Annotated in this window: 13 protein-coding genes; 10 read left to right on the top strand and 3 right to left on the bottom strand. The window is 71.0% G+C overall.

What is annotated here, in order from left to right; all coding sequences use genetic code 11:
- The first annotated feature begins 67 nt into the window (after nucleotides 1–67).
- Genes JOD64_RS24350 through JOD64_RS24340 form a run of 3 tightly spaced genes read left to right on the top strand, consistent with a single transcriptional unit; the run spans nucleotide 68 to nucleotide 3,451 of the window.
- On the top strand, nucleotides 68–751 hold the full coding sequence (locus JOD64_RS24350) for a succinate dehydrogenase cytochrome b subunit (protein ID WP_307813982.1): 684 nt from the start codon (nucleotides 68–70) through the stop codon (nucleotides 749–751).
- Nucleotide 752: 1 nt separating this feature from the next.
- Nucleotides 753–2,690 carry a fumarate reductase/succinate dehydrogenase flavoprotein subunit gene (locus tag JOD64_RS24345; RefSeq protein ID WP_204944352.1) on the top strand — a complete coding sequence of 646 codons (1,938 nt, stop codon included), beginning with the start codon at nucleotides 753–755 and terminating at the stop codon, nucleotides 2,688–2,690.
- Nucleotides 2,687–3,451, top strand: coding sequence for a succinate dehydrogenase/fumarate reductase iron-sulfur subunit (locus JOD64_RS24340; protein WP_110562008.1), 765 nt, complete (start codon nucleotides 2,687–2,689; stop codon nucleotides 3,449–3,451). The genes JOD64_RS24345 and JOD64_RS24340 overlap by 4 nt, the downstream gene beginning before the upstream one ends.
- 240 nt (nucleotides 3,452–3,691) lie before the next feature.
- Here the strand turns inward: JOD64_RS24340 and JOD64_RS24335 are convergent, their stop codons facing one another.
- On the bottom strand, nucleotides 3,692–3,829 hold the full coding sequence (locus tag JOD64_RS24335) for a hypothetical protein (RefSeq protein ID WP_204944351.1): 138 nt from the start codon (nucleotides 3,827–3,829) through the stop codon (nucleotides 3,692–3,694).
- Nucleotides 3,830–4,412: 583 nt separating this feature from the next.
- Between JOD64_RS24335 and JOD64_RS24330 the strand changes: the two genes are divergently transcribed.
- The 4 genes from JOD64_RS24330 to JOD64_RS24315 all read left to right on the top strand — a co-directional run bounded on the left by JOD64_RS24330 (nucleotide 4,413) and on the right by JOD64_RS24315 (nucleotide 8,438).
- Complete coding sequence (locus JOD64_RS24330; protein ID WP_204944350.1) at nucleotides 4,413–5,597, top strand: zinc-dependent alcohol dehydrogenase; 1,185 nt, start codon at nucleotides 4,413–4,415, stop codon at nucleotides 5,595–5,597.
- Between the two features lie 123 nt (nucleotides 5,598–5,720).
- Entirely contained in the window at nucleotides 5,721–5,972 is a 252-nt protein-coding gene (locus JOD64_RS33565) for an SDR family NAD(P)-dependent oxidoreductase (protein WP_307813607.1), read from the top strand.
- Between the two features lie 161 nt (nucleotides 5,973–6,133).
- Nucleotides 6,134–7,144, top strand: coding sequence for a serine hydrolase (locus JOD64_RS24320; protein WP_204944348.1), 1,011 nt, complete (start codon nucleotides 6,134–6,136; stop codon nucleotides 7,142–7,144).
- 172 nt (nucleotides 7,145–7,316) lie between these two features.
- Nucleotides 7,317–8,438, top strand: coding sequence for an MBL fold metallo-hydrolase (locus JOD64_RS24315; protein ID WP_204946228.1), 1,122 nt, complete (start codon nucleotides 7,317–7,319; stop codon nucleotides 8,436–8,438).
- Nucleotides 8,439–8,465: 27 nt separating this feature from the next.
- Here JOD64_RS24315 and JOD64_RS24310 read toward each other — a convergent pair whose 3' ends face one another.
- Nucleotides 8,466–9,977 carry a deoxyguanosinetriphosphate triphosphohydrolase family protein gene (locus JOD64_RS24310; RefSeq protein WP_204944347.1) on the bottom strand — a complete coding sequence of 504 codons (1,512 nt, stop codon included), beginning with the start codon at nucleotides 9,975–9,977 and terminating at the stop codon, nucleotides 8,466–8,468.
- A 126-nt stretch (nucleotides 9,978–10,103) separates the two neighbouring features.
- On the opposite strand from JOD64_RS24310, the gene JOD64_RS24305 reads away from it, so the two are divergent.
- The 3 genes from JOD64_RS24305 to JOD64_RS24295 all read left to right on the top strand — a co-directional run bounded on the left by JOD64_RS24305 (nucleotide 10,104) and on the right by JOD64_RS24295 (nucleotide 14,239).
- Nucleotides 10,104–12,578, top strand: a complete 2,475-nt coding sequence (locus JOD64_RS24305) for a Tex family protein (protein ID WP_204944346.1) — start codon at nucleotides 10,104–10,106, stop codon at nucleotides 12,576–12,578.
- Between the two features lie 284 nt (nucleotides 12,579–12,862).
- A complete protein-coding gene (locus tag JOD64_RS24300; RefSeq protein WP_239559637.1) occupies nucleotides 12,863–13,747 on the top strand; it encodes an aminoglycoside phosphotransferase family protein in 885 nt (294 codons plus the stop codon).
- 24 nt (nucleotides 13,748–13,771) lie between these two features.
- Nucleotides 13,772–14,239 (top strand): hypothetical protein, encoded by a 468-nt coding sequence (locus tag JOD64_RS24295; RefSeq protein ID WP_204944345.1) that lies wholly within the window; start codon nucleotides 13,772–13,774, stop codon nucleotides 14,237–14,239.
- On the opposite strand, the gene JOD64_RS24290 is transcribed toward JOD64_RS24295, so the two are convergent.
- Entirely contained in the window at nucleotides 14,169–15,116 is a 948-nt protein-coding gene (locus JOD64_RS24290; protein ID WP_204944344.1) for a DUF389 domain-containing protein, read from the bottom strand. The genes JOD64_RS24295 and JOD64_RS24290 overlap by 71 nt on opposite strands.
- Nucleotides 15,117–15,318 lie beyond the last annotated feature (202 nt).

The following is a 15,318-nucleotide window of genomic DNA, read 5'->3' as shown; positions in this document are numbered from 1 at the left end:
TATCAACACTACGAGTTTGATGCATTGGACGACTGATCGAAGTACTCCTAGCGTCGGTCCTGTGGTAATCACGAAAACTCGGTCGCCCATCCGCTCGAACGTCGGCCTCAAGGCCGTCATGGCGGTGACGGGCATCATGCTGGCGCTGTTCCTCATCGCGCACATGCTCGGAAACCTGAAGGTGTTCACGGGGGAAACCTCGTTCGACCACTACGCGCACTGGCTGCGTGACATCGGCAAGCCGCTGCTGCCCGGCGTCTGGTTCCTGTGGATCCTGCGGACCGGGTTGGTGGTGGCAGTCGTCGCCCACATCGTGGCCGCCACCGTGCTGGCCCGGCGTGCCCGCGCGGCCCGCCCGGTCAAGTACGCCCACCGCAAGAAGGTCAACGGCAGCTACGCCGCCCGCACGATGCGCTGGGGTGGAGTGATCATCCTGCTCTTCGTGATCTACCACCTCCTGGACCTCACCACCGGCACGCTGAACCCGGTCGGCAACGCCAGCAAGCCGTACGGCAACGTCGTCGCCGACTTCGCGCCCGAGCGCTGGTACGTCACGCTCTTCTACACGCTCGCCATCCTCGCGGTCGGCTTCCACCTGCGCCACGGTGCGTTCAGCGCGTTCCGCAGCCTCGGCCAGCAGACGCCGCGCGGCGAGCGCAGGGCGCGCACCGCAGCGCTGATCTTCGCCGTGCTGCTCTGCGCCGGGTACCTGGTGGTCCCGTTCGCCGTACTCACCGGATTGGTGTCCTGACATGGAACTCTTCGCCGAGGGCGACCCGATCGCCGACACCAAGGCTCCCGCCGGCCCGATCGAGAAGCGCTGGGACACCCGACGCTTCGAGGCCAAGCTGGTCAACCCCGCCAACCGCCGCAAGATGACGGTGATCGTGGTGGGCACCGGCTTGGCCGGCGGTTCGGCCGCGGCGACCCTGGCCGAGCAGGGCTATCACGTCAAGTCCTACTGCTACCAGGACAGCCCACGCCGGGCACACTCCATCGCGGCGCAGGGCGGCATCAACGCGGCGAAGAACTACCGCAACGACGGCGACTCCGTGCACCGGCTGTTCTACGACACCGTCAAGGGCGGCGACTTCCGCTCCCGCGAGTCGAACGTGCACCGGCTCGCCGAAGTGTCGGTCAACATCATCGACCAGTGCGTCGCCCAGGGTGTGCCGTTCGCCCGCGAATACGGCGGCCTGCTGGACACCCGCTCCTTCGGTGGCGCCCAGGTGCAGCGCACCTTCTACGCCCGGGGCCAGACGGGCCAGCAGTTGCTGCTCGGCGCGTACCAGGCGCTGGAGCGGCAGATCGGCCTGGGCAACGTGGAGATGAACGCCCGGCACGAGATGCTGGAGCTGGTCCTCGTCGACGGCAAGGCCCGGGGCATCGTCGTCCGGGACCTGGTCACCGGCGAGATCAGCACCGAGATGGCCGACGCCGTGGTGCTCGCCTCCGGCGGCTACGGCAACGTCTTCTACCTCTCCACCAACGCCAAGGGCTGCAACGTCACCGCCACCTGGCGCGCACACCGCAAGGGCGCGTACTTCGCCAACCCCTGCTACACGCAGATCCACCCGACCTGCATCCCGGTCTCCGGCGACCACCAGTCGAAGCTGACCCTGATGAGCGAGTCGCTGCGCAACGACGGCCGGGTCTGGGTGCCGAAGACCAAGGGCGACGACCGCAGCCCGAAGGACATTCCGGAAGACGAGCGGGACTACTACCTGGAGCGGATCTACCCCTCCTTCGGCAACCTGGTCCCCCGCGACATCGCGTCCCGCGCCGCGAAGAACGTCTGCGACGAAGGTCGGGGCGTCGGGCCGACCAAGCTCGGCGTCTACCTCGACTTCGCCGACGCGATCGGCCGGCTCGGCCGCAAGGCCATCGAGGCCAAGTACGGCAACCTCTTCGAGATGTACGAGCGGATCACCGGCGAGGACCCGTACGAGGTGCCGATGCGCATCTACCCCGCCGTGCACTACACGATGGGTGGCCTGTGGGTCGACTACGACCTCCAGTCGAGCATCCCCGGCCTGTTCGTGATCGGCGAGGCGAACTTCTCCGACCACGGCGCGAACCGGCTCGGCGCCTCGGCGCTGATGCAGGGCCTCGCCGACGGCTACTTCGTGCTGCCCACCACCATCGCCAACTACCTGGCCTCGGGCCCGTTGGAGAAGGTCGACGCCAGCCACCCGGCGGCGGTCGAGGCCCGCACCGACGTCGAGGAACGCGTCCAGCGGCTACTCGCGATCAACGGCGACCGGACCGTGGACTCGTTCCACCGCGAGCTGGGCCAGATCATGTGGGAGCACTGCGGCATGGAACGCAGCGAGGCCGGGCTGCGCAAGGCGATTGACGAGATCCGCGCCCTGCGCGAGTCGTTCTGGGAGCGGGTCAAGGTGTCCGGCACCGGCGAGGAACTCAACCAGTCGCTGGAAAAGGCTGGCCGGGTCGCCGACTTCTTCGAACTGGCCGAGCTGATGTGCATCGACGCCCTGCACCGCGAGGAGTCCTGCGGCGGCCACTTCCGGGCCGAGCACCAGACCCCCGACGGTGAGGCGCAGCGCGACGACGACCGGTTCGCGTACGTGGCGGCCTGGGAGTTCACCGCCACCGGTGAGCCCTCGGTGCTGCACAAGGAAGACCTGAAGTTCGAATACGTCCACCCCACGCAGCGGAGCTACAAGTGAACCTGACCCTGCGCATCTGGCGCCAGAAGGGCCCTGAGGACAAGGGTCGGATGGTGACCTACCCGGTCGACGACGTGTCCCCGGACATGTCGTTCCTGGAGATGCTCGACGTACTCAACGAGCGGCTGATCCTCGCCGGCGAGGACCCGGTGGCGTTCGACCACGACTGTCGCGAGGGCATCTGCGGCATGTGCGGCCTGATGATCAACGGTGACGCCCACGGGCCGCAGCGTGGCACCACGGCGTGCCAGCTGCACATGCGGCAGTTCAAGGACGGCGAGACGATCGACATCGAACCGTGGCGGGCCAGCGCCTTCCCGGTCGTCAAGGACCTGGTCGTCAACCGGAACGCCTTCGACAAGATCATCGCCGCCGGTGGTTACGTCACCGCGCCGACCGGCAGCGCGCCCGAGGCGCACTCCACCCCGGTGGCCAAGGCCAACGCGGACGCCGCTTTCGAGGCGGCGGCCTGCATCGGCTGCGGCGCCTGCGTGGCGGCCTGCCCGAACGGCTCCGGCATGCTCTTCACCGCCGCCAAACTCACCCAGCTCTCGCTCCTGCCCCAGGGCCAGCCGGAGCGGTACACCCGGGTGATCGGCATGGTCGACGCGCACGACGAGGCCGGCTTCGGCGGCTGCACCAACGCCGGCGAATGCACCCCGGCCTGCCCGAAGGGCATCCCGCTGAACACCATCGGCCGCCTCAACCGCGACTACCTCGCGGCCACCGCCAAGGGAGCCGGCAACACCCCCGGCTCCTGAGATCCGCCGCACCATCCAGACCGCCGTACCCCGCACCTTCCTGGGGTACGGCGGTCTGGCGTTGGGCGTGCGGCGATTTCGGCTGTCGACGATCTCGGCCATCTCGGCGGTCGGCGGTCGGCGGTCGGCGGTCTCAGGTTGCGGTTGCAGTTGCAGTGCGGGCTGGGGCGACCGTCCCCGGCTCCGGGCGGTCAGGCTTGATCCCTGCGCCGGGGACGGTCGCCCCAGCCCTGACCTTGGTCACGGATCGTCCGTGAGTTGCGGTCCTTCTGCGGTACGGCGGTAGCTTCCGATCGTCGAATTGCTGGCGAAGTCCAGGCCCAGCCCAGCGCGGCCCGGCCCGACCAGGCTGACCCGGTCCAGGCCGGTCGAATGCATGATCGACTCCAGATCGCCGATGTGGCGGTGTCTGGTCGTTGGGATAGCGCCATGTCGGCGACCTGGAGTCGATCATGGCCAGCGCCGCCGGATTGGGTGGTGGTCTCCGGCAGCTGCGTCGACAAAAGGCGCATTGGGCGTAAGTCCTTCAGTCGATCCAGGCTGGCCCGGTCCGGGCTTACCGAGTGCATGATCGACTCCAGATCGCCGATGTGGCGGTGTCTGGTCGTTGGGATAGCGCCATGTCGGCGACCTGGAGTCGATCATGGCCAGCGCCGCCGGATTGGGTGGTGGTCTCCGGCAGCTGTGTCGACAAAAGGCGCATAGGGCGTAAGTCCTTCAGTCGAGCGCGGCACGTACGAGCGGCGACCCCCCACGGGGCTGGGGGCGACCGTTCCCGGCGCAGGGATTCAAGCCTGACCGCCCGGAGCCGGGGACGGTCGCCCCCAGCCCCAACCGCAACCACCGACGAACCCGAAAGGCCAGATCCGACACCGCACCACGACCGCAAGACGACGACCCGGTTCAAGCGCCCGAGCCCGGGTAGCAGTCTCCCGAGACGGCATCGAGAGGGGACGAGGACATGAAGGCGTTGACCTGGCAGGGCAAGCGGGACGTACGGGTCGAGGAGGTGCCGGATCCCCGGATCGAGGAGCCGACCGACGCGATCGTGCGGATCACGTCGACTGCGATCTGTGGGTCCGACCTGCACCTGTACGAGGTGCTCGGGCCGTACCTGAAGCCCGGTGACGTCCTGGGCCACGAGCCGATGGGCATCGTCGAGGAGGTCGGGTCGGAGGTGACCGGGCTCAAGCCGGGCGATCGGGTGGTGGTGCCGTTCAACATCGCCTGCGGCAGCTGCTGGATGTGCCAGCGTCAGCTGTACGCGCAGTGCGAGACGACCCAGGTCACCGGTGAGGGCAAGGGCGCTGCGCTGTTCGGCTACACCTCGCTCTACGGCTCGGTGCCGGGCGGGCAGGCCGAGTACCTGCGCGTCCCGCAGGCCCACTTCGGGCCGATCAAGATCCCGCAGACCGGCGCTGACGAGCGTTACCTCTACCTCTCCGACATCCTGCCCACCGCCTGGCAGGCGGTGGCGTACGCGGACACCCCGCCCGGCGGCACCCTGGCCGTGTTCGGGCTGGGCCCGGTCGGGCAGTTCTGCGCCCGGATCGGCCGCCATCTCGGTGCCGGCCGGGTGATCGGGCTGGATCTGGTGCCGGAGCGTCTGGAACTGGCCCGCCGGCACGGCATCGAGGTGCTCGACGTCCGCGAACTGTCGGACGTGCCGGGTGCGCTGATCGACCTGGTCGACGGGCGCGGCCCGGACGCGGTGATCGACGCCGTCGGGATGGAGGCGCACGGTTCGCCGGCGGGGAAGTTGGCTCAGACCGCCGCCGGGCTGTTGCCGGACAAGCTGGCCCAGACGATGACCGACCGGGCGGGCGTGGACCGGCTGTCCGTCCTGCACGCCGCGCTCAAGTCGGTTCGTCGTGGCGGCACGGTGTCGCTGTCCGGTGTGTACGGCGGCGAGGCGGACCCGATGCCGCTGATGGAGATGTTCGACCGGGGTATCCAGCTGCGGATGGGGCAGTGTCACGTGCGCCGGTGGACCGACGAGATCCTGCCGCTGCTCGCCGGCGACGATGACCCGCTGGGTGTGGAGGACCTGCGTACCCATCGGTTGCCGTTGGCTCGGGCGCCGCAGGCGTACGAGATGTTCCAGAAGAAGGAGGACGGCTGCATCAAGGTCGTGCTCGAACCATGAGTGCGAGGAGTGAGCCGGGGTTGCGAGCCCCGCAGTCACGAATGCAGCCGGTCCCATGAGTGCGAGGAGTGAGCCGGGGTTGCGAGCCCCGCAGTCACGAGTGCAGCCGGTGCCGTGAGTCGGGTGGTCGTGATCGTTGGCGCGAGCAGTGGGGTCGGCCGGGCGACAGCCCAGGCGTTCGTCGAGCGCGGCGACCGCCTGGTCCTCGCGGCCCGCGCCACCACGACCCTGGCCGAGGTACGCGCCGAGTGCGCCGACGTCGACGTGCTGACCGTGCCGCCGTACATGAGCGCTCACGTGGCCGGCTCAACGTGGTGCTGCGAGCCGGTTTCACCGTACTGCCGGGGGTCTACGACGTGTTGGTCGGGCCGTTGATGCGGTCGGTGGGCCTCAGTGGACGGACGCCGCACTCCGCCGACGGCTCGGCTGAACTGTTCGGGACTGATCGGGACGGTTCGGGGGGCATCATGCATCGATCAACTCGCCTAGGGTGGTGGGCCAGCAAGCGCTCGGGCACACCACGATGGGGGAGACAGTTGACTATCCGGCTGAACCGCAGGTCCGCGCTCGGGTTGGGCACGGTGGCCACCGCCGGCACGGTGCTGGGCGCTGCCGCCCCGGCGAGCGCCGCCGAGACGACCGAGGCCGCACCGACCACCCCCGCCCGGGCCGCCCGGCGGGTCGCCAGCGTCTTCACCAGGCACAGCGCCGAGGCCGGCGGCAACTGGCAGGCGTACGTCAGCGTGGCCGACCCGGCAGGCACGCCGGTGGTCGCGGTGGCCGCCGACGCGGACCGACGGATCGAGGCGTACAGCGTCAACAAGATCGCGGTCGCGACGGCGGTGCTCGACAAGGTCGACCGGGGGCTGCTCACCCTGGACCAGCGGGTCGAGGTGACCGCGGAGATCGTGGTGCCCGGCGGTGACGGCATCTTCAGTCTGGACGGCGCGTACCCGAGCAGTGTGACCCTCGGGCACGTGCTGGCCACCTTCCTGACGGTCTCCGACGACACGTCGGTGCGGCTGTGCGGGCTGGTCTGCCCGGCCGCCGAGATCAACGCCATCCTGGTCGCCAAGGGCTTCCCGAACACCCAGGTCCAACTGGTCGCCAACCCGAACCGGTACTTCCTCGGCACCAGCACTGCCCGGGAGACGCACGACCTGCTGCGGGCCCTGGTCGGCGGCACCCTGCTCTCCCCCGCCTCGACGACGTACATGCTGGGCCTGCTGCGCTCCCCGGTGGCCTTCACCGACGGCATTCGGCGCACCATGTCCTCCGATGAGCGGGCGCGGATCGCCACGAAGGCCGGTTGGTATGGCGACGCCCGGCACGAGGCTGGCGTGATCTTCGACCGGTCCGGCGCGGCGGTGCTCACCTACGCGCTCTTCGCCGACGGGCAGGCCAACCCGGAGGACTTCGGCGCCACCCACCCGGCGGTGCAGGCCCGGGCCGTCATGGGCCCCAAGTTCCTGGCCGCGGTGGACCGCATCGCGGGCGTGGGCAAGACGTTCCGGATCAGCGCCCGGCGCCCCAGCAACGGCGGCTAGGGCACGCCCTGAACCCGTCCCCGGGTCGGTTGCCGTTGGCGCGACCGACCCGGCGTGGCGACCGCCCAAGCACGGGTCGGCTCGGGTGACTACCGTGTAGGGCGGACACGTCGGAGGGACGGCAATGGCGCGAGCGCAGAGCACGGACGTCGAACGGTCGCTCGGGCGGCGGATGCGGGGTGCGGCCGGGCTGGCCGCGCTGGCCGGCCTGGCCTGGGTTGCCCGGGATGTCCCGGCGGCGCTCGGTGGCCGGCTCAGCGGGGCCCGGGCCGAACGGGCGGCCCGTTCGCCCCAGTTCCGCGAGGGCACCTTCCACAACCAGGCCGGTACCCGCACGATGGTCGCCGAGCCGGGCCGCAACCTGCTCCGCGAGCTGATCTTCGGCAAGCAGAAGCGGCGCCCGACCGCGCCCGTGCCGCTGCTGCGCCCCAGCGCATCCGCGCTGCCCGGTCGTGCCGGCGCGCCGGATGCCGCCGACACCGCCGACGAGCTCAACATCGTCTGGTACGGCCACGCCTCGACGCTGATCGAGATCGAGGGCCGGCGGGTGCTGCTCGACCCGGTGTGGAGCGAGCGGTGCTCCCCCTCGGCTCTGGTCGGCCCGCGCCGGCTGCACGAGCCGCCGGTGGGCATCGACGAGTTGCCCCCGCTGGACGCCATCCTGATCTCACACGACCACTACGACCACCTGGACATGGCCACCGTGCAGGCGCTGCTCGCCGGGCAGTCCGCGCCGTTCCTGGTGCCACTCGGTGTGGGCGCGCACCTGGACCGCTGGGGCGTGCCGGCCGAGCGGATCATCGAGCTGGACTGGTCCGAGTCGCACCAGGTCGCCGGGCTGGAGATCACCGCGACCGCCGCCCAGCACTTCTCCGGCCGGGGGCTGCGCCGCGACGGCACGCTCTGGAGTTCGTGGGTGGTGGCCGGGGCCCGCCGCACGGTCTTCTACACCGGCGACTCCGGTTACTTCGACGGGTACGCGGCGATCGGCGCCGAGCACGGGCCGTTCGACGTGACGCTGATGCAGATCGGCGCGTACGACCGGGCCTGGCCGACGATCCACATGTTCCCCGAGGAGGCGGTCAGCGCCCACCTCGATCTGCGGGGCGGGCTGTTCGTCCCGGTGCACTGGGCGACGTTCAACCTGGCCCTGCACGACTGGTCCGAGCCGGTCGACCGGCTCTGGGCCGAGGCGAAGGCCCGCGACGTGCGGCTCGCCGTGCCCCATCCCGGCGAGCGGGTGGTGGTCGACGACCCGCCCGCCGTCGACGGCTGGTGGCAGGCCGTCGCCTGAGCCAGGCCGGAGCAGGCTCGCCTGAGGTCAGAGCACGAAGGCGTCGGTCCAGAGGGCACCGGACCGGCCGGAGAGCGCGTCCAGCATGGCCACCGCCTGACCGTCGGTGAGCTGCGCGACGAAATCCACGATGGCCCGACCCCGGGCTCGACCGATCCGGTCCGGGGTACGCGGGTGCAGCTCCGCCTCGGCCAACTCGACCAGGTCGTGCAGTCGGCGGGGCAGCCGCGACTCCTCCTCCGGGTCGAGCAGCCACTCCCAGAGCGCCTCGACCAGGGTGCCCAGCAGCCGGGCCTGACCACGCTGGTGCAGGGCGAGATCCGGCCGGGCCAGCACGAACCGGTGGTGGACGAACTTGAGCACCTGGACCTCGTGCCACTGCGCGCAGCCGAGCAGCACGTGACCGGAGCGCACCGAGGGCTGATCGGTCACCGTGATCGCCTCGACGAAGCGGGTGGACCAGCGGGCGGAGAACCGCGCCACGTACTGCTCGGCCTCGATCGAGCCGTCGAACGGCATCGCCAGCAGCCCGTCGACCAGCTCCTCGCGGACGTGCTCGACGGCCGCGGCGAAGGCGTCGTCGTCGGCGATCCAGGCGTCCTTGCGGTGCAGTTGCCGACGCAGCCGCTCGATCGCCGCCCCGGGTCGCCGGGCCGCGGTGGCCAGCGCCGCGTCGGTGATCGCCCGGAGTTGCCCGCTCTCGCGCTGCCAGGCCATCAGCTCGGCGGAGACCGACCCCTGTTGGAGCACACCGACCCGGTAGAAGTCCTCCACGTCGTGGATGGCGTACGCGATGTCGTCGGCGGTGTCCATCACGGACGCCTCCACGGTCTGCTGCCAGTCCGGGATGCGACCCGCGAACGGCTCCCGAGCCTGCCGCAGGTCGTCCAGCTCGGTGCGGTACGCGCCGAACTTCGACGAGCCGCTCTCGGGGTCGTCCGGCGGCGGGGTGGCTCCGCGCGGCGGCGGGTTCATCGTGCGTGGGTGCGGGTCGGGGTGGTCCAGCCGGGTCCACGGGTACTTCAGCATCGCCGCGCGGACCGCCGCGGTGAGGTCCAACCCGGTGGTGGCGGCGCCCCGGATCTCGGTGCTGGTGACGATCCGGTACGACTGGGCGTTGCCCTCGAAACCGTCGGTGAGGCCCAGGCGCTGGCGGGCCAGCCGGTCCAGCACCCGTTCCCCCAGGTGCCCGAAGGGTGGGTGGCCGAGGTCATGGGCGAGCGCGGCGGCCTCCACCACGTCGGGGTCGCAGCCGCCAAGCTTGTTCAGCAGGTCGCGCGACAGCGCGTCGGTCGTCAGCCGCTCGGCGATCGACCGAGCGACCTGGGCGACCTTCAGGCTGTGGGTGAGCCGGTTGTGCACCAGCAGACCGGAACCGACCGGGCTGATCACCTGGGTGACACCGCCGAGGCGGGCGAAGAACGGCGAGCCCACGATCCGGTCCCGGTCGGCGCGGAACGGGTTGGCGGCGAGGTCGCCGAGGGCGCGGGCGCTGCCGCCGAAGAGCCGGCGGGCGCGCGGCTCCGCAGGTGTTTCCATGATCGCCACGCTAGCGCAGCCTCGGCGGGGCCGTCCCGGGGTCGTCCCGGCCGGGCGCGGCGACAACGGCCGGTGCCGACCGGCACAATGCAGGGCGGTACCCACTCCCGAAGGCGGATCGAGATCGTGACCCAGTCTGTTCATCAGCGGATCGCCGACGAGCTCGGCGTGGCCGAGCGTCAGGTGCGGGCGGCCGTGGAGCTGCTCGACGGCGGCGCCACCGTGCCGTTCATCGCCCGTTACCGCAAGGAGGCCACCGGCCTGCTCGACGACACCCAGCTGCGCACGCTGGAGGAGCGGCTGCGCTATCTGCGCGAGTTGGACGAACGGCGAGCCGCGGTGCTGGAGTCGATCCGCGGCCAGGGCAAGTTGGACGAGGCTCTGGAAGCGCAGATCATGGCCGCCGACTCGAAGTCCCGGCTGGAGGACATCTACCTGCCGTACAAGCCGAAGCGGCGGACGCGTGCGCAGATCGCCCGCGAGGCCGGGTTGGCGCCGTTGGCCGAGACGCTGCTGGCCGACCCCAGCCAGGACCCGCGGGCCATTGCCGCCGGCTTCGTGGACGCCGAGAAGGGTGTCGCCGACGCCGCGGCCGCGCTGGAAGGCGCGCGGGCGATCCTGATCGAGACCTTCGCGGAGGACGCCGACCTGATCGGCACGCTGCGCGAGCAGATGTGGTCGCGGGGGCGTCTGGTTTCCCGGGTACGCGACGGTCAGGAGACCGCCGGCGCCAAGTTCGCCGACTACTTCGACTTCTCCGAGCCGTACCCGAAGCTGCCCTCGCACCGGATCCTGGCCATGTTCCGGGGCGAGAAGGAGGGCGTGCTCGACCTGACCATGGAGCCGGAGGAGGCTGGCGAGGCCGACGCCGTGCCCACCGGTCCCAGCCGGTACGAGGCGGCCATCGCCGGCCGGTTCGGGGTGTCCGACGCGGGTCGTCCGGCCGACCGTTGGCTGGCCGATACGGTCCGCTGGGCGTGGCGTACCCGGATTCTCATCCACCTCGGCGCGGACCTGCGGATGCGGTTGTGGCAGGCGGCCGAGGAGGAGGCGGTACGCGTCTTCGCCACCAACCTGCGTGACCTGCTGCTGGCCGCACCGGCCGGCACCCGGCCGACGATGGGGCTGGACCCGGGCCTGCGGACCGGCGTGAAGGTGGCCGTGGTGGACGCCACCGGCAAGGTGCTCGCCACCGACACCATCTACCCGCACGAGCCGCGCCGGCAGTGGGACGCGTCGGTCGAGACCCTGGCCCGGTTGGCCGGAGCCCACGGGGTGGAGCTGATCGCGATCGGCAACGGCACCGCCTCGCGGGAGACCGACAAGCTGGCCGGTGACCTGATCGCGCGACACCCGCAGCTCAACCTGACCAAGGTGATGGTCTCCGAGGCCGGGGCGTCGGTCTACTCCGCCTCCGCGTACGCCTCGCAGGAACTGCCCGGGATGGACGTGTCGCTGCGCGGCGCGGTCTCCATCGCCCGGCGGCTCCAGGACCCGCTCGCCGAGCTGGTCAAGATCGACCCGCGATCGATCGGGGTCGGGCAGTACCAGCACGACCTTTCCGAGGTGAAGCTGTCCCGGTCGCTGGACGCGGTCGTGGAGGACTGCGTCAACGCGGTCGGAGTCGACGTCAACACCGCCTCCGCGCCGCTGCTGACCCGGGTCTCCGGGATCGGCGCAGGGCTGGCCGAGAACATCGTGTTGCACCGGGATGCCAACGGGCCGTTCCGGTCGCGTACCGAGTTGAAGAAGGTGGCGCGGCTCGGGCCGAAGGCATTCGAGCAGTGCGCCGGCTTCCTGCGCATCCCCGACGGCGACGACCCGTTGGATTCCTCCAGCGTGCACCCCGAGGCCTACCCGGTGGTGCGCCGGATCCTCACCAGCACAGGGCAGGACCTGCGCTCGGTGATCGGTAAGAGTGGGATCCTGCGCGGGCTGCGGGCCACCGACTTCGTCGACGACCGGTTCGGCCTGCCCACCGTCACCGACATCCTCGCCGAGTTGGAGAAGCCGGGCCGTGATCCTCGCCCGGAGTTCCGCACCGCCACCTTCGTCGAGGGGGTGGAGAAGATCAGTGATCTGGTTCCGGGCATGGTGCTCGAGGGTGTCGTCACCAACGTGGCCGCGTTCGGCGCGTTCGTCGATGTCGGCGTGCATCAGGACGGTCTGGTGCACGTCTCGGCGATGTCCCGCACCTTCGTGAAGGACCCCCGCGAGGTGGTCAAGTCCGGGGACGTCGTCAAGGTCAGGGTGCTCGACGTGGACGTACCGCGTAAGCGCATCTCGCTGACCCTGCGCTTGGAGGACGAGCCGGCCGCCACCGGTGGTGGTGGTCGGACGAACCAGGAGGGGCGCGGCGGCCCGGCGCAGCGCGGACCGCAGGGCGGACGCGGTGGGCAAGACGGTCGTGGCGGGTCCGCCGGTCGGGGCGGTTCCGGCGGTCGCAGCGGCGGCCAGGGCGGTTCCGGTGGCCAGGGCGGGTCCGGCGGTCAGGGTGGGTCCGGCGGTCGCGGCGGACGGGGCGGGCAGCAGCGGCAGGGCGCGCCCGCGCCCGCCAACGACGCAATGGCGGAGGCCCTGCGCCGAGCCGGATTGGCCTGATCCGTCAGGTGGCGCGAGGAGGCGCCGGGGATCCCCCTGAGGGGCGGTCATCCTTGGCGCCTCCCGGGCCCCGGACGCGCGATGACCGACTCGGCGGGCCCTTCTGCGGCGCTGTCGAGCTGCCCCATGAGTGGGGCAAGGCCGACCACCGAAGCGCCTTCAGCCCCCACCGCCAGCCAGCCATCCCAACCACGTCCGCGACCGCGTCAGGCTGCGGCGGGAGGTCGGCAGCGGGTGGGAAAATCGGCTCGCGTGCCGATGGGGCTCTGGGTAATGATCTCGCGATGCGGATGCATACCGACCAGGTGGACGTCAGCGCGAACGTGGTCGCCGCGCTGGTGGCCGAGCAGTTTCCGCAGTGGCGGGCGTTGCCGGTGCGCCCGCTCGCCTCGACCGGCACCGTGAACGCCCTGTTCCGGCTCGGCACGGAGATCGTGCTGCGGTTTCCGCTGCTACCGACGGATCCCGAGCTGCACGCCGAACTGCGGCGGGAGCAGGAGTACGCCGAGCTGCTCACCGCGCATCTGCCGGTCGCGGTGCCCGAGCCGCTTGGCCTCGGCGAGCCGGGTGCGGGGTATGCGGGGCCGTGGACGGCGTACCGGTTCATCCCCGGGGAGACCGCCCAGCTCGACCGGATCGGCGACCCGGACACCTTCGCCCGCGATCTCGCCGGCGTCGTGACCGCCCTGCGCGGCATCGACACCGGCGGTCGGGCCTGGCCCGGGTTCGGCCGGGGTGGCCCGCTGGTTGCCCAGGACGCCGGAGTCCGGTCGGCACTCGCCCTCAGTGGCGGCTTGACCGACACCGGCCGGCTGGCCGAGGTGTGGGACCGCTGTCGGGACACCCCCGGGCACGACGCCGCCGTGTGGGTCCACGCCGACCTGATGCCGGGCAACCTGCTGGTCCGCGACGGCCGGTTGGCCGCGGTCATCGACCTGGAAACGGTCAACGTGGGTGATCCGGCGGTGGACCTGATGCCGGCATGGAACCTGCTGGACGCCGAGGCGCGGGAGACGTACCGGCGGGCGCTCGGCGTGGACGACGCGATGTGGGAGCGGGGGCGCGGGTGGGCCCTGGTCCAGGCGATCAACGCGCTGCCGTACTACATCGAGACGAACCCGGTGATGGCCGGCATCGCCCAGCACACTCTCCGGGCCGTACTCGACTGAGTCGGCTCGCGTACCGTCGAAGTCGTGAGTGAGCGGGACGGCCGGGAGTGGCGGGATCAGCAGCGGCAGGCGGTGCGGGCGCACGCCTACGCGGCTGCCCGGCAGCGGGCTGTCGAGCAGGCGCAGGCGGCGGAGCTGGTGGCCTGGTTCGTGGCCGAGGCGACCCGGCGCGGCCTGCGGACAACCCGGCTGGTCGCGCGAGGCTACGACGGGCGCGGACGCTACCGCACCCGGCTGAAGGGCTGGTACGTCGACCGGGCCGAGACGCGGGCGGTGGACGTGGACGGCCGGTTCCACCTGCTGACCGTGCCGGGCGGTCTGCGGGCCCGACTGTTCGGCGCCGACCCGCAGGCCAGCCCGGCACCGCTGGTCATCGGGGCGGGTGGCCGCGACGGCGAGTCCATTCCGTTGCGCACCCTGCTCACCCGGCTGCTCGACGCCGGGTCCGGCGAGCCAGATTCCACCACCAGGCCTGCTGCACCAGGAGCGTGAGCAGTCCGGCGACGACGATCGCACCCAGGTTGATCACGAGCTGGAGTGCCGAGCCGCCCGCCTCGTCCCACACTCCGTAGGCAACCGCCACGGCCACGTTCGCCGCGGCCGGCACCGTGGTCACCGAGATGAGCACCCCGACCAGGCTGCCCGACTTCTTCGACGTCAGGGAGAGCATGCCGGCAACGCCGGCGAGCAGGCCCACCACCCAGGACAGCGCGTCCGGCCGCCAGATGAAGTCGGTGAGCGGTCGGTCGGCGAGCAGCATCTCCTTGGTCACCAGACCGGCGGCGTTCAGCGCCCAGGTGCTCAGCACGGTCGCCACCATGGCCGCCAGGAAGCCGACGGCGAGTGCCTGCACGGACCTGCCGATCACGTCGAGTCGGCGGCGCCACAGCGCCACACAGAGCGCGGCGAGCGGGCCGAACTCCGGTCCGACCACCATCGCCCCGACGATGAGGATCGGCTGGTCCAACAGCACACCGATACCGGCGATCATGGTGGCCACGACGATCAACACCAGGTAGGTGCCGGACAGTTCGGTCTGTTCGCCGGTCTTCGCCGCGATCTCGTCCCAGACCACCGCGTCGGCGCCACTGCCCGGAGCCTCTTCCGCGGCCCGGTCGGCCGACGCGGAGATGGTCAGCTCGACGTCCTCAGCGGCGATACCGCCGCGCGCCTCCACCCCGAGCTGCTGCAGGCTCCGCAGAACGCGGTCGGCGCTCTCGCGGACCACGTCGCACAGGATCAGGTCGCCCTGCGGTTGCCGGGCCGCACCGGGCAGCACGGCCAGATGGGTCACCCCCGCCTCAGCGGCCAGTAGGTCGACCACCTCCGAAGACCGGTCCACCGGAGCGATCACCCTCAGGTGCAGCACCCGCAGCTCCCTTCGCGCGTTAAGCCCACCAGTGGGCACGACAGGCAGCATTTAACCGCCATTGCCGGGGCAAGACGCGAGGGCCCCTCTACAGGACCAGCGCCCGGAAGAGCGATATCTCCTTAAATTCACTCGAAAGTACCAAGAAGCACGTACAGGAGTGATCCTGGTGGTACAACCGGTTTGTCAGTTTGACCCGGCG

Source organism: Micromonospora luteifusca (assembly GCF_016907275.1).
Lineage (GTDB): Bacteria > Actinomycetota > Actinomycetes > Mycobacteriales > Micromonosporaceae > Micromonospora > Micromonospora luteifusca.
Note: the sequence above shows the minus strand (reverse complement) of the source record. Positions and strands in the feature narration are given on the sequence as shown.

Coding starts and splice junctions, on each gene's coding strand:
- JOD64_RS24345 (WP_204944352.1), top strand. CDS start 753: ATGGAACTCTTCGCCGAGGGCGACCCGATCGCCGACACCAAGGCTCCC.
- JOD64_RS24335 (WP_204944351.1), bottom strand. CDS start 3,829: ATGCATTCGACCGGCCTGGACCGGGTCAGCCTGGTCGGGCCGGGCCGC.
- JOD64_RS24330 (WP_204944350.1), top strand. CDS start 4,413: ATGAAGGCGTTGACCTGGCAGGGCAAGCGGGACGTACGGGTCGAGGAG.
- JOD64_RS24315 (WP_204946228.1), top strand. CDS start 7,317: ATGCGGGGTGCGGCCGGGCTGGCCGCGCTGGCCGGCCTGGCCTGGGTT.
- JOD64_RS24310 (WP_204944347.1), bottom strand. CDS start 9,977: ATGGAAACACCTGCGGAGCCGCGCGCCCGCCGGCTCTTCGGCGGCAGC.
- JOD64_RS24300 (WP_239559637.1), top strand. CDS start 12,863: ATGCGGATGCATACCGACCAGGTGGACGTCAGCGCGAACGTGGTCGCC.